This window comes from Exiguobacterium sp. MMG028 (genome assembly GCF_027947425.1).
Lineage (GTDB): Bacteria > Bacillota > Bacilli > Exiguobacteriales > Exiguobacteriaceae > Exiguobacterium > Exiguobacterium aestuarii_A.
Genome location: NZ_JAQJIN010000002.1, coordinates 12,674 through 37,887, shown reverse-complemented (window position 1 = coordinate 37,887; position 25,214 = coordinate 12,674). Strand labels below are relative to the sequence as shown.

Annotated in this window: 21 protein-coding genes; 18 read left to right on the top strand and 3 right to left on the bottom strand. The window is 51.1% G+C overall.

Going from position 1 to position 25,214, the window contains the following annotated elements:
• The first annotated feature begins 96 nt into the window (after positions 1–96).
• From cccB to PJK55_RS07380, 7 genes are all read left to right on the top strand, one after another.
• A complete protein-coding gene (gene cccB, locus PJK55_RS07410) occupies positions 97–432 on the top strand; it encodes a cytochrome c551 (RefSeq protein WP_271305290.1) in 336 nt (111 codons plus the stop codon).
• 113 nt (positions 433–545) lie between these two features.
• Positions 546–2,153 carry a BCCT family transporter gene (locus PJK55_RS07405; protein WP_214874645.1) on the top strand — a complete coding sequence of 536 codons (1,608 nt, stop codon included), beginning with the start codon at positions 546–548 and terminating at the stop codon, positions 2,151–2,153.
• Positions 2,154–2,507: 354 nt separating this feature from the next.
• Positions 2,508–3,194 (top strand): cell division ATP-binding protein FtsE, encoded by a 687-nt coding sequence (gene ftsE / locus PJK55_RS07400; RefSeq protein WP_214874644.1) that lies wholly within the window; start codon positions 2,508–2,510, stop codon positions 3,192–3,194.
• The gene (gene ftsX / locus PJK55_RS07395; RefSeq protein WP_271305780.1) at positions 3,184–4,086 is read left to right on the top strand and encodes a permease-like cell division protein FtsX; all 903 of its coding nucleotides are present in this window, start codon (positions 3,184–3,186) and stop codon (positions 4,084–4,086) included. Before ftsE ends, ftsX begins: the two co-directional genes overlap by 11 nt.
• A 24-nt stretch (positions 4,087–4,110) precedes the next feature.
• On the top strand, positions 4,111–5,442 hold the full coding sequence (locus tag PJK55_RS07390; RefSeq protein ID WP_271305289.1) for a murein hydrolase activator EnvC family protein: 1,332 nt from the start codon (positions 4,111–4,113) through the stop codon (positions 5,440–5,442).
• A gap of 101 nt (positions 5,443–5,543) precedes the next feature.
• A complete protein-coding gene (locus tag PJK55_RS07385; protein ID WP_271305288.1) occupies positions 5,544–6,947 on the top strand; it encodes a S41 family peptidase in 1,404 nt (467 codons plus the stop codon).
• A gap of 43 nt (positions 6,948–6,990) precedes the next feature.
• Entirely contained in the window at positions 6,991–8,130 is a 1,140-nt protein-coding gene (locus PJK55_RS07380) for a PDZ domain-containing protein (RefSeq protein ID WP_271305287.1), read from the top strand.
• 67 nt (positions 8,131–8,197) lie between these two features.
• Here PJK55_RS07380 and glpK read toward each other — a convergent pair whose 3' ends face one another.
• Positions 8,198–9,715, bottom strand: coding sequence for a glycerol kinase GlpK (glpK, locus tag PJK55_RS07375; protein WP_271305286.1), 1,518 nt, complete (start codon positions 9,713–9,715; stop codon positions 8,198–8,200).
• 28 nt (positions 9,716–9,743) lie between these two features.
• Positions 9,744–10,451 (bottom strand): MIP/aquaporin family protein, encoded by a 708-nt coding sequence (locus tag PJK55_RS07370; protein WP_271305285.1) that lies wholly within the window; start codon positions 10,449–10,451, stop codon positions 9,744–9,746.
• Between the two features lie 452 nt (positions 10,452–10,903).
• On the opposite strand from PJK55_RS07370, the gene uvrB reads away from it, so the two are divergent.
• The 3 genes from uvrB to PJK55_RS07355 all read left to right on the top strand — a co-directional run bounded on the left by uvrB (position 10,904) and on the right by PJK55_RS07355 (position 16,983).
• Positions 10,904–12,874 carry an excinuclease ABC subunit UvrB gene (uvrB, locus tag PJK55_RS07365; protein WP_271305284.1) on the top strand — a complete coding sequence of 657 codons (1,971 nt, stop codon included), beginning with the start codon at positions 10,904–10,906 and terminating at the stop codon, positions 12,872–12,874.
• Positions 12,875–15,748 carry an excinuclease ABC subunit UvrA gene (gene uvrA, locus PJK55_RS07360; RefSeq protein ID WP_271305283.1) on the top strand — a complete coding sequence of 958 codons (2,874 nt, stop codon included), beginning with the start codon at positions 12,875–12,877 and terminating at the stop codon, positions 15,746–15,748.
• 65 nt (positions 15,749–15,813) lie between these two features.
• Positions 15,814–16,983: a DUF4097 family beta strand repeat-containing protein gene (locus PJK55_RS07355; protein ID WP_271305282.1), complete on the top strand. Its 1,170-nt coding sequence runs from the start codon at positions 15,814–15,816 to the stop codon at positions 16,981–16,983.
• A 37-nt stretch (positions 16,984–17,020) separates the two neighbouring features.
• On the opposite strand, the gene PJK55_RS07350 is transcribed toward PJK55_RS07355, so the two are convergent.
• Positions 17,021–17,377 (bottom strand): hypothetical protein, encoded by a 357-nt coding sequence (locus PJK55_RS07350; RefSeq protein ID WP_271305281.1) that lies wholly within the window; start codon positions 17,375–17,377, stop codon positions 17,021–17,023.
• A gap of 148 nt (positions 17,378–17,525) precedes the next feature.
• On the opposite strand from PJK55_RS07350, the gene hprK reads away from it, so the two are divergent.
• The 8 genes from hprK (at position 17,526) to PJK55_RS07310 (ending at position 25,186) form a co-directional block, all read left to right on the top strand.
• Complete coding sequence (hprK, locus tag PJK55_RS07345; protein ID WP_214693573.1) at positions 17,526–18,461, top strand: HPr(Ser) kinase/phosphatase; 936 nt, start codon at positions 17,526–17,528, stop codon at positions 18,459–18,461.
• A gap of 2 nt (positions 18,462–18,463) precedes the next feature.
• A complete protein-coding gene (gene lgt / locus PJK55_RS07340) occupies positions 18,464–19,282 on the top strand; it encodes a prolipoprotein diacylglyceryl transferase (RefSeq protein ID WP_271305280.1) in 819 nt (272 codons plus the stop codon).
• Entirely contained in the window at positions 19,282–19,932 is a 651-nt protein-coding gene (gene ppaX / locus PJK55_RS07335; RefSeq protein WP_214693572.1) for a pyrophosphatase PpaX, read from the top strand. Before lgt ends, ppaX begins: the two co-directional genes overlap by 1 nt.
• The gene (locus tag PJK55_RS07330; RefSeq protein ID WP_214746036.1) at positions 19,925–20,407 is read left to right on the top strand and encodes an acyltransferase; all 483 of its coding nucleotides are present in this window, start codon (positions 19,925–19,927) and stop codon (positions 20,405–20,407) included. The genes ppaX and PJK55_RS07330 overlap by 8 nt, the downstream gene beginning before the upstream one ends.
• A 294-nt stretch (positions 20,408–20,701) precedes the next feature.
• Positions 20,702–22,174 carry a tetratricopeptide repeat protein gene (locus tag PJK55_RS07325; protein WP_271305279.1) on the top strand — a complete coding sequence of 491 codons (1,473 nt, stop codon included), beginning with the start codon at positions 20,702–20,704 and terminating at the stop codon, positions 22,172–22,174.
• A 68-nt stretch (positions 22,175–22,242) separates the two neighbouring features.
• Positions 22,243–23,196 carry a thioredoxin-disulfide reductase gene (trxB, locus tag PJK55_RS07320; RefSeq protein WP_074033640.1) on the top strand — a complete coding sequence of 318 codons (954 nt, stop codon included), beginning with the start codon at positions 22,243–22,245 and terminating at the stop codon, positions 23,194–23,196.
• Between the two features lie 120 nt (positions 23,197–23,316).
• Positions 23,317–24,189 (top strand): RNase adapter RapZ, encoded by an 873-nt coding sequence (gene rapZ / locus PJK55_RS07315; RefSeq protein ID WP_074033636.1) that lies wholly within the window; start codon positions 23,317–23,319, stop codon positions 24,187–24,189.
• A gap of 1 nt (position 24,190) precedes the next feature.
• On the top strand, positions 24,191–25,186 hold the full coding sequence (locus tag PJK55_RS07310; RefSeq protein WP_214693569.1) for a gluconeogenesis factor YvcK family protein: 996 nt from the start codon (positions 24,191–24,193) through the stop codon (positions 25,184–25,186).
• Positions 25,187–25,214 lie beyond the last annotated feature (28 nt).

Genomic DNA, 25,214 nt, shown 5'->3' with positions numbered 1-25,214 from the left:
TTGTGTACTTTTCGTGAGATTAGGTTAGAAAGTATACGTGAACGGCTATAATGGTAAATGTAGGTCATTTCTACAACTTAGGAGGGGAACGTGGTTATGAAAAAATGGATGATGGCCATCGGCCTCGGCGCCATGCTGACACTCGGCGCATGTGGCGGCGGCGAAGAAGAGGATACGTCGAGCAACGGGGATTCGGGCTCGAACACGGCATCGGTTGACGCGGAAGCGGTATACGCACAAAACTGTGCGGCATGTCACGGTGCGAACCTTGAAGGAATGAGTGGTCCGTCACTCGAGCAAGTCGGTGCTCGTCTGTCGGCAGAAGAGATTGAAAACGTCATTCGTAACGGTCAAGGCGCAATGCCTGCGAACGTCATTGAAGACGATGAAGAGATCACGGCAGTTGCCGCTTGGCTCGCTGAGAAAAAATAAGACAAGTAAGCATGAGGTGAACATTTACCTCGTGCTTTTTTGTTTTGGGTGTTATTGCTTGGGGAATTATTGTTAGGGTAGTAGTAGACGTTATGGAAATGGAGTGAGGACAATTGAAGACGAAGTTGATTGACTGGCCGACTTTTATCGGCTCGTTTGTACTACTGTTAGGGGTGACGTTACCGCTCATCTTCTTCCCGGAGACCGGTAAGGCCTGGGTCGGGGCGGCGAACGAATACATGACCTCTAACTTCGGAGTATTGTACTTAGCGATGGGCTTAGGTGCATTCGGATTTTTGATCTTTATTGCCTTTAGTAAGAATGGCCACATCAAGTTAGGTCGTGAAGATGAAGAACCCGAATTTAGTACGTTCTCCTGGGCAGCGATGTTGTTTGCTGCCGGCATCGGGTCGAGTATCCTTTATTGGTCAGTCATTGAATGGGTCTACTATTATGAGGGGCCACCGTTCGGATTGACACCCGAGTCACCTGAAGCGATCCAATGGTCGACGGCATACGGCATGTTCCACTGGGGGCCAATCGCCTGGGCAATCTATACGTTACCGGCATTACCGATTGCCTATTTCTTCTATGTCCGTAAAAAGTCAGTATTGAAAGTCAGTGAAGCGGTACGTCCCGTGATCGGCAAATGGGCGGACGGACCACTCGGCAAATTGATTGATATCTTATTTATTTTTGGATTATTAGGCGGGGCCGGGACGACGCTCGCGCTCGGTACGCCGATGATTGCTGAAGGGGTCAACGAACTGACTGGGATCCCGGTCACGCTCGGCATGCAAGCCGTCATCATGTTGATTTGTACGGTCATCTTTGCCGTCAGTTCATATATCGGACTGAAGGGCGGAATCAAAGTACTGAGTGACTTGAACATCTGGCTCGCGCTCGGGATTTTGACGTTCGTCTTTATCTTTGGACCGACACGGTTCATTTTGGAGACGACATTCAACGGAGTCGGGATTGTCATGGACAACTTCTTCCGTATGGCGACGTGGATGGAACCGTTTGGTGACTTCGGTGGATTCACGACAACCGGGTTCCCAGAATCATGGACTGTATTCTATTGGGCATGGTGGCTCGTGTACGCACCGTTCGTCGGATTGTTCGTCGCCCGCATCTCGCGTGGTCGGACGATTCGGAATATGATCTTCGGGACGATGGTGTACGGGACACTCGGATGTATCCTGTTCTTCGGGATTCTCGGGAACTACGGACTATACCTCCACTTGAGCGGCACGTTCGATGTCGTCGGTTATATGGCGGCGAACGGTCCGGCTCCGACCATCATCGCCATCATCAGCCAGTTGCCGTTCGGTAAGGTCGTCGTCGGCGTCTTCACGCTTCTCGCCATCATCTTCTTGGCGACGACGTTCGATTCATCATCTTACATTTTGGCATCGGTCACACAGAAACATGTCGAGGACGAGCCGATCGTCTGGAACCGTCTCTTCTGGGCGTTCGCGCTTGCGATCATGCCGCTCACGCTCATGTTCCTCGGTGGACTTGATACGCTACAGACGGCGAGTATCGTCGGTGGGTTCCCGCTGATCTTTATCATGTTCCTCCTGGCCTGGTCGTTCGTCCGGGTGTCGAGTCGGGATATCCGAGCCTCCGATGATTATGAATCGTCGACGATCCATATCAAATATCGGAAACGGAAAAAGTCTCCGTTTGACGCATTGAAAGAGAAACCACATGACTAATTATTGACGATATCGTGAAGGGTGTTCCTACGGGAGCACCCTTTTTGAAGTGCGGTTTCAACTTTTTCTTACATATAGAGAAAGCGAGGTTCTTCGCGACATTTTCCCACCGAACTCAATCGAACTGAAACAATCCTGTAATGGTCTTTTAAAAGTTGGATTGATATAATTGTAGTCGCTTCAACTATGCCCTAGATGATTTTTTGACCAGGCGAATATGAAAAAACGACACCTTGACAGAAGGGATTGTTTCCTGTAAAAAAGACTCTAGGCGAAATATACAGTAACTAAAACAATTGATTCAACTTCGTCATAGATGCATAAAAATATTTTAAAAAGGGTAGGGAATACGTTATGATCTCGATGCAAAAAGTCAGTAAAGTATATCCAAACGGCGTCGTAGCCATGGATGACCTCGATTTAGAGATTCGCGACGGCGAGTTCCTTTATGTGGTCGGGCCTTCCGGTGCCGGAAAGTCAACCTTCATGAAGATGATTTATCGTGAGGAGAAACCGACGGCCGGTCAATTGTTGATTGACGGGCTTGATGTCGGAAAACTTAAGGATCGGCACGTACCGAAGCTGCGCCGTCAACTTGGCGTCATCTTCCAAGACTTCAAGTTGCTTCCGACACTCACTGTCTATGAGAACGTTGCGTTCGCATTAGAAGTCGTCGGAGCAGACACGACGTCGATTCGTAAACAAGTCATGGATGTGTTGAACCTTGTCGGATTGAAAAACAAGGCGCGCAACTATCCAGATGAACTCTCAGGTGGAGAGCAGCAACGTGTCTCAATCGCACGGGCAATCGTAAACAAACCAAAACTCATCATCGCCGATGAGCCAACGGGGAACTTGGACCCGGAAACGGCATGGGGCATTATGGAAGTATTTGAAGAAATTCACCGCCGCGGAGCGACGATCGTCATGGCGACACACAACCGTGATATCGTCGATAAGATTCGTCACCGCGTCATCGCGATTGAGAATGGAAAAGTAGTGCGCGATGAAGAGAAAGGAGCATATGGCTATGATGTTTAAGAGTGGATTGCGCCATTTGCGTGAAGGGTTCAAAGGAACACTTCGTAATGGATGGATGTCGTTCGCGGCGATCAGCGCCGTAACAATCACCTTGTTGCTTGTCGGTGTCTTCGCACTCGTCATGTTCAACGTCAATGAGATCTCGGACAACGTCGAGAACGATGTCGAGATTCAAGTATTCATCACCCGGACAGCGGATGAGAACTCGGTAGAGAAACTCGGACAGAACATTGAACAGGTGCCGGGCGTCTCGACGGTCACGTTCAGCTCGAAAGAGGATGAATTGCAGAAGTTCCAAACCCAACTCGGGGACGATGCGGCGGCATACGGAACGGTTGAGAAAGACAACCCGCTACACGCCCGTTATATCGTCAAAGCGCAAGACCCGACAGAACTAGAGGAAGTGGCCAAGTCGGTCAGTTCACTTGAAAATGTCGACGATGTGAAGTACGGAAAAGACTACATCGACAAAATGTTTGCCTTCTTCAACGGGATTCGCATTGGTGGACTCGCGTTGATCGTCGGATTGACATTGATGGCGATGTTCTTAATCTCGAACACGATCAAGATGACCATCTTCTCACGTCGTCGTGAGATTGAAATCATGCGACTCGTCGGAGCGAAGAACAGCTTCATCCGCTGGCCGTTCTTTATCGAAGGACTGCTTCTCGGTATGCTTGGTGCTCTCGTCCCGATTCTCGTCATTTATTTCGGATATGACGTCGCATATAGTGCTTTACAACCATCGCTTGATCAATTGAATAGTGATATATTTAAGTTGATTGATCCATCGACGCTCACAGTACAAGTATCGCTCGTCTTACTTGCACTCGGTGCGTTCATCGGGATCTGGGGATCGACGACATCGCTCGGTCGCTTCTTGAAAATCTAACTTAAAATAAGGAGGAGTTGGCGGATGAAACGTTCGCTTGCGCTAGGGTTGTGTGTATCGTTACTTGCCATGCCGGTCATGGCGACAGAGAAAGACACGTTAAAAGCTCGACAAGACCGACTGTCCAATGAATTGGAGGAGTCGAAAAAAGCGCAGGCCGAGACGGATGCCGAGCTCGAGGTCACCGAGGCAGAACGGGATGCCGTGCAGACGGAAATTCTCGTTGTCGATGACCGCTTGAATGATTTGAGTGAACAAATCGCGATTCAACAGCACGAGGTCGATACGGCCCGTGAAGAGCTTGAGGCGACCCGCCAACAACTTTCCGTTCAGGAAGAATACTTGGAAAGTCAGAAGGAACTGTTAAACGAGCGCCTTCGCGTCTTACAAGTGCATGAAGATTCTTCTTATTTACAAGTCATTTTTGAGTCCCGTTCCTTCGGCGATTTCGTGACCCGGGTCATGACGGCCCGCACAATCGCTGAGCAGGACCGGGAGCTCATACATAATTATATGAGTGAGATGGAACGTCTTGAGTCGTTAGAGACGACACAGCGTACCCAGCTCTCCTTCATCAAACAAAAAGAGCGTGAGCTCGTCATCACGAAACAAGACCTTGACCGGACGGCCGAGAAGAAACGTGACTTGTTGGTCGAACTGAACGAACAAGTCGAGCAGCTCGAACTCGAAAAAATGACGCGCAGCGAAGAACAAGCCGTCATGGCCGAACAGAACCGTATCATCAGTGAACAGCTTGAGGCGATTGCGACAGCTGAACGCGAAGCCGCTGAGGCGGCGGAACGTGCGAAGCGGGAAGCCGAGGCACGCGCTGCGGAAGAACAGGCACGCGCTGAAAGAGAGGCGCGGGAAGCGGAGACGGAAGTCGCGGCACCTGAAGTGACGCCACCGCCTGTTGAAACACCGACGAACGTGTCCACCTCAACTGGATTCGTACGTCCCGTGTCCGGTTACGTCTCGAGCCCGTTCGGTCCGCGGAACAATCCGTTGACAGGCGTGCCTGAGAGTCATCGAGGCATCGACCTCGTCAATGCCCCAGGGACACCGATCGTCGCGAGTGCGCCAGGTGTGGTCATCAAGGCGGCTCCCGCGACCGGATATGGGAACGTCGTCTTCGTCTCCCACGTCATGAACGGAGAAATTTGGACGACCGTCTACGCTCATTTAGATGCGATCACGGTTAGTGCCGGTCAACAAGTCGCAGCAGGGCAGACAGTCGGGACGCTCGGCAATACCGGCTGGTCGACTGGACCGCATCTCCATTTTGAGCTACATCGAGGAAAATGGGCACCGGGACAACCGAATGCGATTGACCCAGCCCCGTATATTGGATACTGACTAAAGCGGACGCGTCCCAAATATGTGGAACGCGTCCGCTTTTCCTCTCGTTTTTGCTATACTAATGAAAAGACTTACAAAGAGAAATGAGGGACCAACCCGTGAAAAATTCAACCGCAGGACTACTCGCTGGCACAACGTTCGTGGCTGGGGCCGGTGCAGGCCTTGCGACGATGGCGTTTACAGACACATCACTTCCGATTCAGACGAATGCGGAAGGCTGGGATAAAGTCGACCAAGTGCGTGATTTGATTGAGGAACATTCGTTACAAGACATCTCGGAAGAGGATTTATTGACAGGTGCGCTCGATGGTATGACGGCAGCACTCAATGACCCGTACTCGGATTTCTTGGATGCGGAAGAAACATCGCAATTTACGGACTCGATTGAATCGAGTTTTGAAGGAATCGGCGCGACTTTGGAGAAGAAAGGAGAAGACATCTTAATCGTCGCTCCAATAAAAGGCGCTCCAGCCGAGGAGGCGGGCCTTCGTCCCGGTGATATCATCACGGCGGTCGACGGGGAGTCGATTGAAGGGATGGACGTACAGGAAGCTGTCCAGCTCATCCGTGGGGAAAAAGGGACGACCGTCACGTTGACGATTCGCCGTGGCAGTCAGACGGCGGATTATGAGATTACGCGTGATACGATTCCGATTGAAACAGTATTCTCAGAAGTGAAAGAGCAAGACGGCAAAAAAATCGGCTATCTGCAAGTGACGCAGTTCTCAGAACCAACGGCCGATGAATTTCTTGAACAACTCGAACAACTCGAGTCAGAAGATATCGACAGCTTGATCATCGACGTACGTGGAAACCCAGGTGGTCTCTTGCCGGCCGTCATCGAGATGTCGGAAGGATTCGTGCCGACATCAAAACCGGTCGTTCAAATCGAAAATGCGGACGGGGACCGTGATGCACAGAACGGTCGCGCCCGCGAAGCGAAACCGTATGAGTTATTCGTCTTGACGGATGAGGGCTCTGCCTCGGCATCTGAGATTTTGACGGGTGCGATGAAAGAAGGGGCAGGCGCGACAATCATCGGGACGAAAACGTTCGGAAAAGGCGTCGTTCAGACGGCGTTCGATCTAGAGGACGGTAGCAACTTGAAGTTGACGACGAGCAAATGGCTCACGCCGGACGGGAACTGGATCAATAAAAAGGGGATTGAGCCGGACATCGAAGTGAAACAACCGGACTTCTTCAATGTGACCCGTGTGTTGACAGAGGAAGAGTCACTGAAAGTCGGGGATTACGGCGATGCCGTTTCGAACTTGCATAAAATCTTGACGGGAATCGGTTATGAGCCAGGCGGTCAACCAGGGTACTATGGTGACACGATGGCAGACGCCGTAAAAGAATTCCAGACAGACAATGGTCTCGAGGCTTCTGGGACAGTCGATGAAGAGACAGCTTCGGCGCTCGAATCGAAATTGCTCGAGGCGATTCAAGATGAGGCGAACGATGCCCAATTGAACCGGGCGCTCGAAGAAGCCGCAAAATAACGTTGAATGAAAGAAAGGGTTGGACCGCGTGGAAGTTGTACGAATGAGTGTTACGGCTTTATTGACGTTGTTAGGTAGTCCGCTGTTTTGGGTGACACTCGTCGCCCTTACATACATATCGATGACACGAGTCAAACGAGAACGAGCCATGTTTCGTTCGAGACGACGCTCGCCGAAGTCGGAATGGAAGCATTTCATCTGGCCGAGTCTTCTTCTAGCGGTCCTCTCATCGGCCGCGACGATTTTACTTGAGACGACCATCACGTTTGAATGGGCCGTCTCGTTCACGGTGCTCTATACGCTCGTGGTGTTGACGATGCATCCGCGATTCTTCAATCCGGTGCTTCCGCTCCTTGTCTTGTTCGGAGTCGTCATGTTGCGAGATGTCGTCTCTTACGGGGCGCTCAGTGATTGGGTGAGAGAGCTCGCTCGAGTCGATTGGACGGTCTACGCGCTCACGTTCGGACTCGTCACACTCGCGGAAGCGATTCTCTTGCGCTGGAACGGGCCGAAAGAGACTTCCCCGACACTGATTTTATCCAAACGCGGTCAGTTTATCGGGGGGCATGTCGTCAAACGCATTTGGTTTTTCCCGCTCGTCGTCTTCTTGCCACCGACGTTCGGCCTCGACTGGCCGATGGTTCCAATCATTCTTCCGATTCCGATCGGAGTCAGTTTACTGTCGACCGGTGCGTTACCGGGAACGCTTCTCGCACGATTGAGCAACTATCGTGCGGTGCTCGCTTTGATTGCTCTCGCCCTATTCGGTATCTCGTATGTATGGGAAATCCCGTATGTCGACTATGCGTTGTTCGCTTTGTTCGTTCTCTATGAGCTTGGACTTCAGTGGATCAAACGAGAGAATCGGGGTACGACACCTGTCTTCATCAATGGAAATCGTGGGGCGGTCATCGTGGACACGCTTCCGAATTCACCAGGAGAGGCGATGCAGCTCATTCCAGGTGAGTCGATTTATAAAGTGAACGGCACAATCATCACGGGAGGGCACAGTTTTTACGAGGCGCTCCAGCAACATAAACCGTACATCAAGCTCGAGGTGTTGAATCTGAACGGAGATATTCGTTTTGTTCAACGGGCGATGTATGAGACCGATCCACACGAACTCGGTATCTTGTTCGTCGGGGAACCGACGAGCCCACGTGTCCGACTTCGTAAATTGTAAGAGTATCCATACGGGTACTCTTTTTTTTGCATACGAAAAAGGGCACCCGTGAGGATGCCCTTGCCACTTATACGTCAAGTTTTGATGGTTTAAATGCCATTGTTGCTTCGACAGCGTGTTGCCAACCTTTATAGAGTGCTTCGCGATGAGTTTCGTCCATATTCGGTTCGAACTTCTTGTCGAGTTTCCATTGGTCTTTCACTTCGGCTTGGTCTTTCCAGAAACCAACGGCTAGACCTGCCAAGTAAGCAGCACCGAGTGCAGTCGTTTCACTCACTTCCGGACGTTCGACCGGGACGTCGAGAATGTCCGATTGGAACTGCATGAGGAAGTTGTTGCTGACGGCTCCACCATCGACACGGAGCGTTTTCAAGTTGATGCCTGAGTCACTTTCCATTGACGTAAGGACGTCACGTGTCTGATAAGCGAGTGATTCGATCGTCGCACGGACCAATTGTTCTTTCTCCGTTCCACGAGTGAGACCGAAGATGGCACCACGCACGTCAGAGTTCCAATAAGGTGCACCGAGACCGACGAAGGCAGGAACGACGTAGACACCGTCAGTTGATTCGATTCGTGTCGCATACTGTTCCGAATCTTTCGCTGATTTCAACATCCGCAATCCGTCACGGAGCCACTGGATTGCCGAGCCGGCGACGAAAATCGATCCTTCGAGCGCGTATTCGACTTTTCCGTTATAGCCCCACGCAATCGTCGTCAAGAGACCATGGTCCGATTTGACGGCTTCTTCACCTGTGTTCATGAGCATGAAGCAACCCGTTCCATACGTGTTTTTCGCTTCACCTTTTTCGAAGCATGTTTGTCCGAACAAGGCAGCCTGTTGGTCACCTGCGGCTCCAGCAATCGGTACTTCGAATCCGAAGAAGTGATACGGGATCGTGTTCGCATAGACTTCACTCGAAGGTTTGACTTCAGGAAGCATCGATTTCGGTACCGTCAAAATCTCGAGTAACTCATCATCCCACTTCTGTTCGTAAATGTTATACATGAGTGTACGCGATGCGTTCGAATAATCTGTCACGTGGGCTTTACCACCTGAGAGTTTCCAGATGAGCCATGTGTCGATTGTTCCGAAGAGAAGTTCACCGTTCTCGGCTTTCTCACGAGCGCCTTCGACGTTATCCAAGATCCATTTGACTTTCGTACCTGAGAAGTAGGCGTCGATGAGGAGACCCGTTTTGTCACGGACCATGTCCGAGTGACCTGCCGCTTTTAGCTCTTCACAGATATCAGCAGTTTGACGTGATTGCCAAACGACCGCGTTGTAAACAGGGCGTCCTGTTTCCTTCTCCCAAACGACCGCAGTCTCACGCTGGTTCGTGATCCCGATTCCTGCGATTTCATTCGGGTCGATATCCGCCGAACCGAACGCTTCCGCCATAACAGCGAGGACAGAACCCCAGATCTCATTGGCGTTATGCTCAACCCAGCCTGGTTTTGGAAAGTACTGTTTGAACTCGCGCTGTGCGACTGTGACAATCTTTCCATCATGATCAAAAATGATTGCCCGTGAACTAGTCGTTCCTTGGTCCAATGCTAAAATATAACGTTTTTCTTTCGCCATATGTGATTTCCTCCTTCAAAATTATGTGTTAAGGGACGAGAATGCCGTAAATGAGTGCGGCGATGACAGCACCGATAATAGGACCGACAACTGGAATCCATGAATAGCCCCAGTCGGAAGAACCTTTTCCTTTAATCGGAAGGAATGCGTGTGCGATACGTGGCCCAAGGTCACGTGCCGGGTTGATCGCATACCCCGTCGTACCACCGAGCGAAAGACCAATCGAGACGATCAAGAAACCGACGATGAGCGGATTGAGTCCGTCTGCAAATGTGTTTGCCCCGAATGACAATAATGCAAAGACGAGAACGAAAGTTCCGATAATCTCACCAATCAAGTTGTACGGTGTACTTCGAATACCTGGTGCAGTAGAGAACGTTGCGAGTTTCAAGCCTGGATCGTCCGTCGCATCGTAATGCGGTTTGTAGTGGACATACACCAAACATGCCCCAATGATGGCCCCGATAAACTGAGCGAGGATGTAGAGTGGGACATCCGCCCATGGGAATTCTCCTGCTGTCGCGAGACCAATCGTGACGGCAGGGTTGATGTGTGCGCCTCCGTAAATACCGGCTGCGTAGACCCCGACCATAACGGCAAGACCCCAACCCATTGTGATAACAATCCAGCCAGAGTTTTCCGCTTTGGAATGGCGGAGGACGACGCCGGCGACGACACCGTTACCGAGCAGAATCAATAGCATCGTACCGATAATTTCACTTACAAATGCTGACATGTGATACTCCCCTTTCTCCCTTATGCAATTTGACTTACCACTTCATTATATGCCCAAAATGTAAGCGTTTTAAAACAGTGTTTTTCAAAAATCCTACTTTTTTCCTACAAATGTTCACATTTACACCTGTAAACTTCACATAAAGAGTCAGATAGAGAGCGACATGTATATGATTTTGACACTACTTTTTAAAAATCATGGGAATTTCAATTGAATAGGAACAAGGTCCAGGATCCGACTTTCCAAGTTCTATGCTACAAAAATGATTGTGAAGCGTTTCTCGAAGATTAAACGCAACAAGATTTGATGTTTCTTTTGAGACAGTAAAGGAAAAAGAAATGATGATATATAAGAGAAAAGGCTTAAATCTGTATGTAAGCTAATAAGCGAATATTTGTTCGTGTCTATGGTATAATCAAGACACTATGAAATGAGAAGGTGAGGAGTATCTTATGGAATCGATTCCGTTTGCATTACAATCTGAATTTCAACCAGGAGGTGACCAGCCTGAAGCGATTCGACAACTTGTCGAAGGCGTCAATCGGGGTGACCGTTATCAGACACTCCTCGGGGCGACTGGAACAGGGAAGACGTTCACCGTCTCGAACGTCATCCAAGAAGTGAAGAAGCCGACACTCGTCCTCGCTCACAACAAGACGCTCGCCGGTCAATTGTATTCCGAGTTCAAAGAGTTCTTCCCGAACAATGCGGTCGAGTACTTCGTCAGCTATTACGACTACTATCAACCGGAAGCGTACGTGCCTTCGACCGATACGTTTATCGAGAAGGATGCGTCCATCAACGATGAAATCGATAAGCTGCGTCACTCGGCGACGTCGGCTCTCTTCGAGCGGGATGATGTCATCATCGTCGCATCCGTTTCTTGTATATATGGTCTCGGTAACCCGGAAGAATATCGTAGTCTCGTATTGAGTCTCCGCATCGGTAAAGAGATGGGTCGTGATGAGATGCTTCGTAAGCTCATCGACATTCAATATGAACGAAACGATATCGATTTCCAGCGTGGACGTTTCCGTGTCCGTGGGGACGTCGTCGAGATTTTCCCGGCGTCACGTGATGAACACTGCATGCGAATCGAATTTTTCGGGGACGAGATCGACCGGATTCGTGAGATGGACCCGTTGACGGGTGAAATCATCGCGGACCGCGATCACGTCGCCATCTTCCCGGCATCCCACTTCGTCACGCGTGACGAAAAACTGCAAAAAGCAATCGTCAACATCGAAGCTGAACTCGAGGAGCAGCTTGAGAAGTTCCGTGAAGAAGGGAAGCTACTTGAGGCACAGCGTCTTGAGCAGCGAACGCATTACGATTTGGAGATGATGCGTGAAATGGGGTATTGTTCAGGCATCGAGAACTATTCGCGACACTTAAACTTAATGCCGGAAGGCTCGACCCCGTATACATTGATCGACTACTTCCCGGAAGACTTCCTCCTCGTCGCCGATGAGTCACACGTGACGCTCCCGCAAGTGCGCGGGATGTATAACGGGGACCAGGCACGGAAACAAGTGCTCGTCGATCATGGGTTCCGTCTCCCTTCTGCGAAGGATAACCGTCCGCTCAAATTCGATGAGTTCGAGAAGAAAGTGTCACAAGCGATCTTCATCTCGGCGACACCAGGTCCGTACGAGCTCGAACATACACCGAACATGATTGAGCAAATCATTCGTCCGACAGGGCTACTCGACCCGACCATCGAGATTCATCCGATCAAAGGACAAATCGACTACTTGATGGACCAGATTCGCGAACGCATCAAACGGGACGAGCGTGTCCTCGTGACGACGCTCACGAAGAAAATGGCAGAAGACTTGTCCGACTACTTGCGTGAAGCGGGAATCAAGGTCAACTATATGCACTCCGAGATCAAGACGCTCGAACGGATTGAAATCATCCGTGACCTTCGTCTCGGGAAGTATGACGTGCTCGTCGGAATCAACTTGTTGCGGGAAGGACTCGACATTCCTGAGGTCAGCCTCGTGACGATTCTCGATGCCGACAAGGAAGGGTTCCTTCGTTCCGATCGTTCGCTCATCCAGACGATTGGGCGGGCGGCCCGTAATGCGAACGGACACGTCATCCTGTTTGCGGATAAGATGACCGATTCGATGACGCGAGCCATCGATGAGACGGATCGTCGTCGGACGATTCAACAGGCTTATAATGAAGAACATGGCATCACGCCACAGACGATTCGTAAAGATGTCCGTGGGGTCATCCGGGCGACGGTCGAGGCCGAAGAAGAGGCGCTCGAATCGCTCAGTACGATGAAACCAGCCGAACGCGAGGCGGCGATTGCCAAATTAGAAGAAGAAATGAAGCAAGCGGCGCGCGATCTCCAGTTCGAGCGAGCGGCCGAATTGCGTGACTTAATCTTGGAGTTGAAGGTAGGGAATTAAATGGCTGAAAAGAAAAATGCGATTGTCATCAAAGGAGCACGCGTCAACAACTTAAAAAATATCGACATCGATATCCCACGTGACCAGCTCGTCGTCTTGACGGGCTTGTCCGGTTCCGGGAAGTCGTCGCTCGCGTTCGATACGATTTATGCGGAAGGGCAGCGACGCTACGTCGAGAGTTTATCTGCGTACGCTCGTCAGTTCCTCGGACAGATGGATAAGCCGGACGTCGATACGATTGAAGGCTTAAGTCCGGCCATCTCGATTGACCAGAAGACAACGAGCCGAAACCCGCGCTCGACCGTCGGAACGGTGACGGAGATTTACGACTATCTCCGACTCTTGTTCGCACGTATCGGGAAACCGGTCTGCCCGAACCACGGTATTGAGATCTCGAGTCAGACGATTTCGCAGATGGTCGACCAAGTGATGGAATTGCCGGAACGGACGCGACTTCAGATTTTGGCACCAATCGTGTCAGGTCGTAAAGGAACGCACGTCAAAGTGTTCGACTCGTTGAAAAAAGAAGGATTCGTCCGTGTCCGTGTGAACGGAGAGACCATCGAACTGACAGATGAAATCGAGCTCGACAAAAATAAGAAGCATTCGATTGAAGTCGTCGTCGACCGTCTCGTCGTCCGACCTGACGTCGAAGGGCGCCTTGCCGACTCTCTTGAGACGGCATTACGCCTCGCCGACGGCCGTGTCATCATCGACAAAATGGACGGGACCGAGCTTCTATTCAGCGAACACCACGCTTGCCCGATTTGTGGATTCTCGATTGGAGAACTCGAGCCACGTATGTTCTCTTTCAACTCACCGTTCGGGGCTTGCCCGACGTGTGATGGTCTTGGGACGAAACTAGACGTCGACCCAGAACTCGTCATCCCTGATCCGTCGAAGACATTAAAAGAAGGGGCGATCGCTGCATGGCAACCGACGAGTTCCCAGTACTATCCGCAACTGTTGGCGGCGATGTGCCAGCATTTCAACATCGACATGGACGTCCCGTTCGAGCGTCTGTCAAAACGTGACCAGGACCTCGTCTTGAACGGTTCTTCGGAAGAGTCATTCCTCTTCCGTTATGAGAACGACTTCGGTCAGGTCCGGACGAACACAATCTTCTTTGAAGGGGTGCTCCGTAACATCGAGCGACGCTATCGGGAGACGACGTCAGACTACATCCGCGAACAGATGGAGATGTATATGGCGACGCACGCCTGCCCGACATGTCACGGCTATCGTTTGAAAGAAGAGTCACTCGCCGTCAAGATCACGGGCCAGCACGTCGGACAAGTGACGGAAAAGTCTGTCGTGAATGCACTCGCGTTCTTCGAAGGACTGAATGAACAGCTCAGTGAAAAAGAGATCGCCATCGCCCGTCTTATCTTGCAGGAGATTCGAGAGCGACTCAGCTTCTTAAATAACGTCGGACTCGACTATTTGACGCTGTCTCGTGCCGCGGGAACTCTCTCAGGTGGGGAAGCTCAGCGGATTCGACTTGCGACGCAAATCGGTTCGCGCCTCACAGGTGTCTTGTACGTCCTCGATGAACCGTCGATCGGTCTTCACCAACGAGATAACGACCGCTTGATCGCCACGCTCAAACAGATGCGGGACATCGGCAACACGCTCATCGTCGTCGAACATGATGAGGATACGATGATGGAAGCCGACTATTTGATCGATATCGGACCGGGTGCCGGGGAGCACGGTGGACAAGTCATCGCTGCCGGCACGCCGAAGCAACTGATGAAAAACAAGAACTCGCTCACGGGTCAATACCTTGCCGGGAAGAAGTTCATCCCGCTCCCGGCTGAACGGAAGATGCCGGACGAACGGTTCTTGAAGATTCTCAAGGCAGAAGAAAACAACTTGAAAGATGTCGACGTCTCAATTCCGCTCGGGATGTTCGTCGCCGTTACGGGTGTATCCGGTTCTGGAAAATCGACGCTCATCAACGAGATTCTCTACAAATCGCTCGCGCACAACATGAACCGGGCTAAAGCGAAACCAGGGAAGCATAAGAAGATTGAAGGTCTCGAGCATATCGATAAAGTTATCGATATCGACCAATCCCCGATCGGACGTACACCACGTTCGAACCCGGCGACGTATACTGGCGTCTTCGACGACATTCGTGACGTCTTCGCCTCGACGAACGAAGCGAAGATGCGCGGCTATAAGAAAGGCCGTTTCAGTTTCAACGTGAAAGGCGGACGCTGTGAAGCGTGCCGTGGGGACGGGATCATCAAAATTGAGATGCACTTCTTACCGGACGTGTATGTTCCATGTGAGGTCTGTCACGGGAAACGCTATAACCGTGAGACGCTCGAAGTGAAGTATAAAGGGAAGACGATTGCCGATGTCCTCGATATGACGATTGAGGAAGGGCTCGAATTCTTTGACAAAATTCCGAAAATCAAGCGGAAGATTCAGACCATCTATGACGTCGGTCTTGGCTATATGAAACTCGGTCAGCCGGCGACGGAGCTTTCCGGTGGGGAAGCCCAGCGTGTCAAACTCGCCTCGGAGCTTCATAAACGTTCGACCGGAAAGACGATTTATATTTTGGACGAACCGACAACAGGTCTTCATGTCGATGATATTGCACGCTTGTTGAAAGTGTTGCAGCGCCTCGTCGAGAACGGGGACACGGTGCTCGTCATCGAACATAACCTCGACGTCATCAAGTCGGCCGATTATTTGATCGACCTCGGACCAGAAGGCGGGGACGGCGGCGGTCTCATCGTCGCGACGGGGACTCCAGAAGAAGTCGCCGAAGTGACAGGCTCGTATACCGGTAAGTATTTGAAGCCGGTACTCGAACGAGATGCGGCTCGCGTGAAACCAAAAGCAGGAAAAAAGAAATAAGTATAGAAATGGTGAGAAACGGGAAGGTAATTGACGTGCAACCAAATTGAAGGGGGAAAACGAACGTGAAACAAGAAATGCGTGAACTGATTCTCCAGCAAGTGAAGGAAGGCAAGATGACAATCGAGGAGGCGATGACGCAACTCGAGCGTCTCGAGCGCCTCGAACCAGAACAAGTCCAGGCGTTAGAAGATCGACAAGACACGGAAAAGGTGGATGCCTATTCGGTCGAATCGCTCACGACGAAACTAACGTCTGCGGTAGAAGGACTCGTCACGAAGCTTCGTGACAGCGACTTCTCCTTCAGCTCGAACTTCGGGCCGGAAGTGACGTATTCGAAATCATTCCCATTCACGGGTAGCGACATCTCACTCGATCTCTTCAACGCATCGGCGACCATCGTCTCGTCAGATGCAGAAGATTGTGAGCTCATCGTGACCGGTCGTCCGCTTCGCCAACAAGACGCGGACAAAGCTCTCGAACAGTTGCAATCGGCGGTCAAGCATTCCGTCATCGGGGACCGTCTCGTCGTCTCCTTGCGTGACAAGCTCGTCCGGGCCCACGTGGAACTGTACGTCCCGCACCACCATTTCAACCATCTTCATATTCAGACGTTGAACGGGGAAGTCCGTGCCGATGGTTTGGACGTCGAGAACGTCCGCGTGCAAACGGCGAACGGTCGCGTTGTCCTACATGAAGTACACGCGTCTGAACTCCTTCTCAATACCGGAAACGGGACAGTCGAGGTAGAAGGTGTTGAGGCGGAGCTCGTGCACGTCCGTACCGGAAACGGGGCCGTCATCGTCGGAGGGAAGTACGATAAAGCATCCCTCAAGACAGGGAACGGCAACATCCGCGCGGAACTCGCGACAGCACGTCCGGCCAAGTTCGAACTCGCCTCGCTCGCCGGAAACATTCGACTCGTGTTGCCACACGGCGTCGAGGTGGAAGGAGAACTCGAGACGAACTTCGGGGGACTCCACTGCTTACTCGACGAACTCGAAATCATTCGTGACCGAAAAGACGTTGCGCAGCGTCGTCTCGAATTCTTGTCCGGTCGGGGTCAAACACCTCGCATCGAAGTCGAAGCGGGTACACGTACCGGTACAATCGATTTGGAACACGGATCGGTGTATACACCGTCGACTTTCCTTGAGGAAGAACAGACGGAGCCGTCGGATCCGGTCGATCCCGTCGACCCAGCCGATTTGAATAATCCGTTCCATCAACAATAAGCAAATCCCGAAGGCGCCGCCTTCGGGATTTTTTTGATTATAAATTCATTTCATACTCCATCTGTTGCCAATCCATCATCTGTGTATCAAACATCGTGAATGCACTAATGGCAAAGACGATAAAGAGGACGGGACCGGCAATGAGCAAGATGATGCCGAGAAGTCGCATCGATTTCGAACGATTCCAGTAGAAGATGATCCCGACAATCATCGAGATGAGCGCACCGGATAAGAAGAATCCGATGATATTCAAAATGAACAAGAGCAAGACCGTCTCGTTTTTCGTCGCCGCATACTCTTTCCACATATCAATCAATGACTTGATGATGTAGATGAGCGTCCCGATTCCGATGACGAGCGCGATGAGCACGACAATCCAAAACAACGCATCCATATTTTCACCTCCTCTATTTGCCTATACCCTTCCTACGAACGCCATGTATGAAAGTTTCAACAATTTTTTGACACGTTCTTCATCACTTCCCTAACGCTTCCGAGAAAGAGCTATGATACAATAATGAGCGTGAAAGGGGCAGATACTGATGCAAAATATCGTACGTACAGCTCAAGTCGTTGAGCGTTTTAAACTTCAAGTCATTGCGGGAGAAGAGGGCCTTCATCGTCCGGTCGCCACACCTGACCTTAGTCGACCAGGACTCGTCCTCGCCGGTTATTACACGCACTATGCGAAAAATCGTCTTCAAGTGCTCGGGAAGACGGAGTTGACTTTCTATGCGAGCTTATCGGAAGAAAAGCGTCGCGAGCGTGCCCGTATTTTATGTACGGAATCGACACCTGGGATTTTAATCACACGTGGATTTGATATTCCGACAGAAATCGAAGAAGAAGCGGAAGCGGCAAACGTCCCACTCATGCGGACGAATGCGGTGACGACATCAATCGAGTCGCAAATCACGAACTTCCTCGAGATGGAACTTGCACCGATGACAGCGATGCACGGCGTCCTTGTCGATATTTACGGCGTCGGCGTCCTCATCAAAGGACAGAGTGGTGTCGGGAAATCCGAGACCGCGCTTGAACTCGTCAAACGGGGGCACCGTCTCGTCGCCGATGACTCGGTCGAGATCCGTCAAACGGGCGACCAACTCCTCGTCGGTTCAGCACCGAAGCTGATTCGCCACTTACTTGAGATTCGTGGAATTGGCATCATCGATGTCATGACCTTGTTCGGCGCAGGTGCGGTCCGGTCGCATAAGAAGATCAGTCTCATCGTCAACTTAGAGAACTGGGACGCTGGAAAAGTGTACGACCGCGTTGGGCTTGATCACAACACGATGAAGATCATCGACAGTGAAGTCCCGCTCCTCACGATTCCTGTGCGCCCAGGTCGAAACTTGGCGGTCATCATCGAGGTTGCAGCGATGAACTATCGTCTGCAAAACATGGGCATCAATACGGCTGAAGAGTTTGCGGAACGTCTCGCGAACGCGATTCAGGACACTGAAGGAGACTTGTGATTATGGTAGAACCGACATTTGATCGTGTAGCGTTTGAAATCGGGTCTCTGCCGATTTACTGGTATGGTATGATTATCGCCTTCGGGGCAATGCTCGGACTTGTCCTTGCCCTTTACGAGGCGAAGCGCATCAACTATGATTCGGAACGACTCGTTGACGTTGTCATCTGGTCGATCCCGATCAGTATTATCTTCGCGCGTATTTACTACGTGACGTTCCAATGGGATTACTACTCAGAGAATCTCGGACAGATCATCGATATCCGTCAAGGCGGGATTGCCATTCACGGTGCGATCTTCGGGGCACTCCTTGTCGTCATCGTCTATTGTATGCGAAAATCGATGTCGTTCTGGAAAGTCACAGACATCTTGGCACCATCACTTCTCCTCGGACAAGCCATCGGGCGCTGGGGGAACTTTATGAACCAAGAGGCCCATGGTGGCGAAACGACGCGTAGCTTCCTTCAAGATACGCTCATGCTACCGGATTGGATCGTCAATCAGATGTATATCGACGGGGCATACTATATCCCGACGTTCCTCTATGAAAGTGTATGGAACATCATCGGGGTCATCCTCCTCGTCGCATGGCGCATGATCGGCAACCCGCGCCGTGGGTACATCTTCTTGTCGTACCTCGTCTGGTATTCAATTGGTCGCTTCTATATCGAAGACCTCCGGACCGATAGCCTCATGTCAGGTGATTTGCGTGCGGCTCAGATGGTGTCGATTGTCTTGATCCTCTTCGGTATCGTCATGATGGTCCTTCGCCGTAACGCGAAACGATACAATGACCCATCAGAGAAAGGATTGTTTGATTAATGGATACGCTCTTATTTGACTTAGACGGTACGTTACTCGATACGAACCCGCTCATCATCGCCAGCTTCCGTCATACGTTCGACTATTATTTCCCGGAACATACGTATCGGGATGAGGACATCTATCGCTTCATCGGACCGACGCTCGAAAAATCGTTCCGTGAATTGAACGAAGCAGAATGGAAAGAGATGCAGGCGTTCTATCGGAGTTTCAACATCGCTATGCACGACCAACTTGTCGCTGAGTACCCGGGTGTCATCGAAGGCTTATATCGCCTTCATGCGAAAGGGTACAAGATGGGCGTCGTTACATCGAAAGGGCGTCCGGTCGTCGAACGGGGCCTTCGGTTGTTCAAAATCGACCACTTGTTTGATGTCGTCGTGACAGCTGACGATGTCGAGAATGAAAAGCCGCACGCCGAACCGGTCGAACGTGCTCTTCAAGCGCTCGGCTCGTCACCGGAGCGAGCGGTCATGGTCGGTGACAACGATACGGACATCTTCAGTGGGAAGAACGCTGGGACGAAGACGGTCGCTGTCGGGTGGGCTTTAAAAGGTCGCCCATTCCTCGAGTCACTCGAGCCGGACGTCATCATCGACTCAATGGAACATTTCGAGGCATGGCTCGACGAGGTCAGCGTCCATGCGTAAGACGAAACGGTTTCGTATCGACGGGCCGAACCCGCTTTGGCAGATGTATCGGACGATTCGCTTCCTACGTGTCTTCAAAAACACAGCGGTCGTGCTCGTCGGGCGTTACTTCCCTTCGGTGAAGGCGAAGCGGTGGTTATACCGGACGTTTCTCGGGATGAACATCGGAGAGTATAGCGCTCTCGCCCTCATGGTCACGCCGGACGTCATGTTTCCGGAACGGATCACCATCGGTCGGAACACGGTCATCGGATTCAACTCGACGATTCTCTGTCATGAGTATCTCGTCGATGAGTATCGAATCGGAGATGTCGTCATCGGAAATGAAGTCTTGATTGGAGCGAACGTGACCATCTTACCGGGCGTCACGATCGGCGACGGTGCTGTCGTCGGTGCAGGTGCGGTCGTGCATCGCGACGTCTTGCCGGGAGAGCGGGTCGTCGGTTCGAAGCTCCAGTCGCTGACACATATTTGACACAATTTTTCGCAAAATGTTTTTATGCCTCTTTTGTATAGAGACATGAAAGAATACTTGAGCGGTATCACTTTTTTTAAAAGGGATGCCGCTTTTTAATGGGAAAATGAACCGAAATGAAGGAATCATATTTTCGCTCAAAAACAATTTTTGAACCTAGTAAAAAATATTCATTATAGAGGGAATATAGTCGCAATTTTTTTTAACTTTTTCAGTTGCCCTCGTTGTTCGAGTGCGGTATTCTTATCCCTGCAACTAAAAAAAGATTTAGAGATGATGTGGAGGATTTAGAATATGGAAGCGAACTATGAAGCAGTAATGACGCTACCCGAACCAGAATCTCCGCTCGCTGCGGAGCTCCACTACTATAGAGGTCGTCGTGCGTTACGGGAAGGTCGCCTAGATGAAGCGACTTTTTTCATGGCTGAAGCGACAGCGGCAGCCACGCATCGCGTCGACTATCATAAACAGTACGCAGAACTGTTATTTGAAGTAGGGGAGGTCTACCACGCCAATGACGTGTGGAAACGAGTATTAGAGCTCGACGAGACCGCGACAGAGGCGCTCTATCATTTAGCGAGCAACTGTGCCTATGTCTCTCAATATGAAGAAGCGGCGAACTATGCATCTGAATATCTCGCCCGTGACACGAAAGGTCACTACGCAGAAGCCGTGCAATCCCTTCTCGAACTAATCGAACTCGAACAAGAGCTCGAGGACGAGGAAGAAGACGAATTGATCACATGGCATTCAGAAGCGCAGCGTCAAATCGACAAAGGACGGCTTTTTGCGGCAAAGGCGACGCTCGAGCGTTTGATCGGGCAGTATCCATCGTTTTGGCCGGCTTATAACAATTTATCCGTCGTCAGTTTTTACCTCGGCGACGACCAAGCGGCGTTTCGGACGCTCGAGTACGTGCTCGATCAAAATCCGGGCAACTTGCATGCGATCTTGAACACGATTCTTCTATTGCATGAAGCAGGACAATCCGAAGCGGCGATGCAATTATCGACGCCACTCACACGTGTTCGTCCACTCCAGTTTGATTTACGTTACAAATTGGCGACGACACTCGCGCTCGTCGGTCATTATGACCGTGCGTATGAAGAGTTACGTCTATTGAAAGAACGCGGGTTTCGCGGTGACGCATTGTTCGGGCATTGGCTCAGCGTGTCTGCCTATAAGACAGGACGATTAGAAGAGGCAGCCACCTACTTGAACAAAGATGAGATGAAACGGTTCGAAGAGAAGCAAAGTTTCGATATTCGAGAAAACCTCGAGTTTCGTTCGGCGCTCGTCCAAGGACTTCGTCAAGAGACGGACTTGGCTCGGGTCGAGATCATTCGAATCATTTCTAACCTGAAAGACGATGAGGCGTTTGAAGCGCTCGCGCTGACGAACGCCGTGACGGAGAACGAGACGGTCCGTGCGTTTGCGGAGATGTGTCGTGCCGACCTCTGTCAGCAACCGTTCCAAGGAGACGCTCGTGTCAAACGCGCGTTTGATGCCCTCGTCCTTGCCGAAGCGCATGTTTCGGAAGCGGAACGGATGAGCCTAGAAGGTGATTTTTATGAACGATTTGCTACGCTTCTGTTATCGGACGAAGCATTCATGGACGTAACGGCATCGGCCGCTGCGCTCGTCTGGATGTTTTATACGAAACGAGACGCCTTGATTCTCGAGGACTGTGCGAATGCCTTCCATCTCCCGGTCGACACGTTGACGGAGACGGTTCGTGCATTCAAACGGACACTCGAACAAGCATAAAGATAGACGATACCCATACAGGTTTCTTATACTAAAGGCAATCAATATTTTGCAGAGGTGGAATCAACATGACAGAAGAAAAAATTTATGACGTCATTATCATCGGTGCCGGTCCTGCCGGAATGACCGCTGCGCTATATGCTTCACGTGCGAACCTTTCAACACTTATGATCGAACGCGGAATTCCGGGTGGTCAGATGGCCAACACGGAAGACATTGAGAACTACCCAGGATACGACAGCATTCTCGGTCCTGACTTGTCTCAAAAAATGTTCGACCATTCGAAAGCGTTCGGTGCGGAGTATGCGTATGGGGACGTACAAAGCATCTCGGATGAAACAGAATACAAAATCGTGCATGCGCACAACCGCGACTATAAAGCGCGTGCCATCATCCTCGCCTCTGGTGCTCAGTATAAGAAAATCGGTGTACCGGGTGAAGAAGAACTCGGCGGCCGTGGCGTATCGTACTGTGCGGTATGTGACGGAGCATTCTTCAAAGGCAAAGATCTCTTCGTCATCGGTGGTGGCGACTCAGCCGTTGAAGAAGGTGTCTTCTTGACACGTTTCGCGAACAAGGTGACGATCGTTCACCGTCGTGATGAGCTCCGTGCTCAAAAAATTCTTCAAAAACGTGCGTTCGACAATGAGAAAATCGATTTCATTTGGAACCACACATTGAAAGAAATCACAGAGAAAGACGGTAAAGTCGGTGGCGCTCGTCTCGTCAGTACAGTTGACGGTACGGAGACAGACCACGAAATCGACGGCGTCTTCATCTATATCGGCATGAACCCGATCACTGGATTCGTCCAAGACCTCGGGATCACGAACGAGCAAGGTTACATCGTCACGAACGAGGCGATGGAAACGAAGATTCCAGGAATCTTTGCTGCCGGTGACGTTCGTGATAAAACGCTCCGCCAAGTCGTTACGGCGACGAACGACGGATCGATTGCCGCTCAGAACGCTCAGCACTTCATCGAGGGGCTCCTCGAATCGTTGCAAGAACAAAACGCATGATTCAAGAAGGTAGGACTGCGGGGAACCGCGGTCCTTCTCTTTTTTTCGGACGTTCGTTATACTAGATGGAGAGAGCTACACACACGGCTCGGTTGTCAATTTTAAGGGGGCGTCAGCGAGATGGAAGATTTTAAAGGATTAGAAGAATTGATCATCATCAGCGGAATGAGCGGGGCTGGGAAGTCGGTCGCGATGAATAGTTTCGAGGATCTCGGCTATTTCTGTGTCGATAACTTGCCACCGGTTCTTTTGCCACAATTGATTGATGTCATCAGCTCGGTCCGACCGAAAATCGCGGTCGCCATTGATACACGTACGAGAGATTTTATCGATAGCCTGTTCATCGTCATCGACGATTTAGAAAAGAAGAACGTACACCCGCATCTTCTGTACTTAGAGACGCGTGACGATGTGCTCGTTCGTCGCTATAAAGAGACGCGGCGGTCACATCCGCTCGCACCAGAGGATGCGCCACTCGTCGGCATCCAGATGGAGCGCGAACTGTTGGAAGGGTTCCGCGACCGTGCCCATACGCTTTATGACACGAGTGATTTGAAGCCGCAGATGCTGAAGGACCGCATCTTGCAACAGTTCAACGAGGAACGCATCCCGTTCACGGTCAACTTTATGTCGTTCGGATTCAAACACGGGGTCCCACTCGATGTGGACTTACTGTTCGACGTCCGCTTCATCACGAACCCGTTCTATATCCCTGAGCTGCGACCGCTCACGGGTCAGACGACTGAAGTGCAAGACTACGTCATGTCACATCCGGAAGCGCGGGCGTTTTATAAGAAGTTGATCGATATGCTCGAATTCCTGCTTCCACAATATAAGCGGGAAGGGAAGACGCAGATTGTCGTGGCGTTCGGTTGTACGGGTGGGAAACACCGTTCAATTACGTTCGCCGAAAAAGTGTCGGAGCATTTCGCGGAACGCTACAACGTGAAGACGGTCCACCGTGACCTTGCCCACGCGACGAAGGAGAAATAATATGAGACGAGATCGGAAAGTAGTGGCCATCGGTGGGGGGACAGGTTTGTCCACCCTCGTCCGTGGCTTGAAGCATTATCCGCTCGACATCACCGCCATCGTCACGGTCGGGGACGACGGAGGCAGCTCAGGACGTCTACGCGACGAATTTCATATGTTGCCCCCGGGCGACATCCGAAACGTCATCCTGGCCCTGTCAGAAGTCGAGCCGTTGATGGATAAGATCTTACAGTATCGTTTCGACACGGGGTATGGCCTAGAAGGTCATTCCCTCGGGAACTTGATGCTGACGGCGGCGACGCATATTTGTGAAGGCTCGTTCGTCAAAGCGATCGACGTCATGTCTCAGCTCTTGAACGCACAAGGGAAAGTGTTGCCGGTGACGGAGACGCTCATGACGCTTGCGGCGGAATTTGAGGATGGGACGATCGTCAAAGGTGAATCGAAGATCCCACTCCATCAGCAGCCGATCAAACGTCTGTTTTTACTCGAAGAAGGCATCAAGCCGGCCCCAGGGGTCGTAGAAGCAATCGAGTCAGCAGACGTCATCGTGCTCGGCCCAGGGAGTCTCTATACGAGCATTATCCCGAACCTACTCATCCCAGACGTGCGAGAAGCCATCGTCCGTTCGCAAGTCCCGGTCGTCTATATTTGTAACGTCATGACACAACCGGGCGAGACGAAGGGCTATGACGCCATGAAACATTTAAAATCCATCGAAGCTTATCTCGGGAAGGCGTCGATTGATACGATTGTCGTCAATAACGAGCCAATCGATGAAGAATATTTAGAGCGTTACCTCGAGGACGGATCGGAAGAGGTCCGCTTCGACCGGAAGAAACTCCGAAACTATGGAACGAATGTCCTTGCAGGAGATATCGTCGATTACAATCGGGATTACATCCGTCACGACTCCGACGCCATCGCCGGACTCGTCATGCAACGGGTGCTTCGGATCAAGAAGCCGCGCTCGTTCCAACAGTTAGAATTGAAATAAGAATTGTTTGAAATACAGAAAGGAGGGG

Excerpts from the sequence above, each read along its gene's own strand:
- cccB (WP_271305290.1), top strand. The coding sequence starts at position 97 with ATGAAAAAATGGATGATGGCCATCGGCCTCGGCGCCATGCTGACACTC.
- ftsE (WP_214874644.1), top strand. The coding sequence starts at position 2,508 with ATGATCTCGATGCAAAAAGTCAGTAAAGTATATCCAAACGGCGTCGTA.
- ftsX (WP_271305780.1), top strand. The coding sequence starts at position 3,184 with ATGATGTTTAAGAGTGGATTGCGCCATTTGCGTGAAGGGTTCAAAGGA.
- PJK55_RS07390 (WP_271305289.1), top strand. The coding sequence starts at position 4,111 with ATGAAACGTTCGCTTGCGCTAGGGTTGTGTGTATCGTTACTTGCCATG.
- PJK55_RS07380 (WP_271305287.1), top strand. The coding sequence starts at position 6,991 with ATGAGTGTTACGGCTTTATTGACGTTGTTAGGTAGTCCGCTGTTTTGG.
- glpK (WP_271305286.1), bottom strand. The coding sequence starts at position 9,715 with ATGGCGAAAGAAAAACGTTATATTTTAGCATTGGACCAAGGAACGACT.
- PJK55_RS07370 (WP_271305285.1), bottom strand. The coding sequence starts at position 10,451 with ATGTCAGCATTTGTAAGTGAAATTATCGGTACGATGCTATTGATTCTG.
- uvrB (WP_271305284.1), top strand. The coding sequence starts at position 10,904 with ATGGAATCGATTCCGTTTGCATTACAATCTGAATTTCAACCAGGAGGT.
- uvrA (WP_271305283.1), top strand. The coding sequence starts at position 12,875 with ATGGCTGAAAAGAAAAATGCGATTGTCATCAAAGGAGCACGCGTCAAC.
- PJK55_RS07350 (WP_271305281.1), bottom strand. The coding sequence starts at position 17,377 with ATGGATGCGTTGTTTTGGATTGTCGTGCTCATCGCGCTCGTCATCGGA.
- hprK (WP_214693573.1), top strand. The coding sequence starts at position 17,526 with ATGCAAAATATCGTACGTACAGCTCAAGTCGTTGAGCGTTTTAAACTT.
- lgt (WP_271305280.1), top strand. The coding sequence starts at position 18,464 with ATGGTAGAACCGACATTTGATCGTGTAGCGTTTGAAATCGGGTCTCTG.
- ppaX (WP_214693572.1), top strand. The coding sequence starts at position 19,282 with ATGGATACGCTCTTATTTGACTTAGACGGTACGTTACTCGATACGAAC.
- PJK55_RS07330 (WP_214746036.1), top strand. The coding sequence starts at position 19,925 with ATGCGTAAGACGAAACGGTTTCGTATCGACGGGCCGAACCCGCTTTGG.
- PJK55_RS07325 (WP_271305279.1), top strand. The coding sequence starts at position 20,702 with ATGGAAGCGAACTATGAAGCAGTAATGACGCTACCCGAACCAGAATCT.
- trxB (WP_074033640.1), top strand. The coding sequence starts at position 22,243 with ATGACAGAAGAAAAAATTTATGACGTCATTATCATCGGTGCCGGTCCT.
- rapZ (WP_074033636.1), top strand. The coding sequence starts at position 23,317 with ATGGAAGATTTTAAAGGATTAGAAGAATTGATCATCATCAGCGGAATG.
- PJK55_RS07310 (WP_214693569.1), top strand. The coding sequence starts at position 24,191 with ATGAGACGAGATCGGAAAGTAGTGGCCATCGGTGGGGGGACAGGTTTG.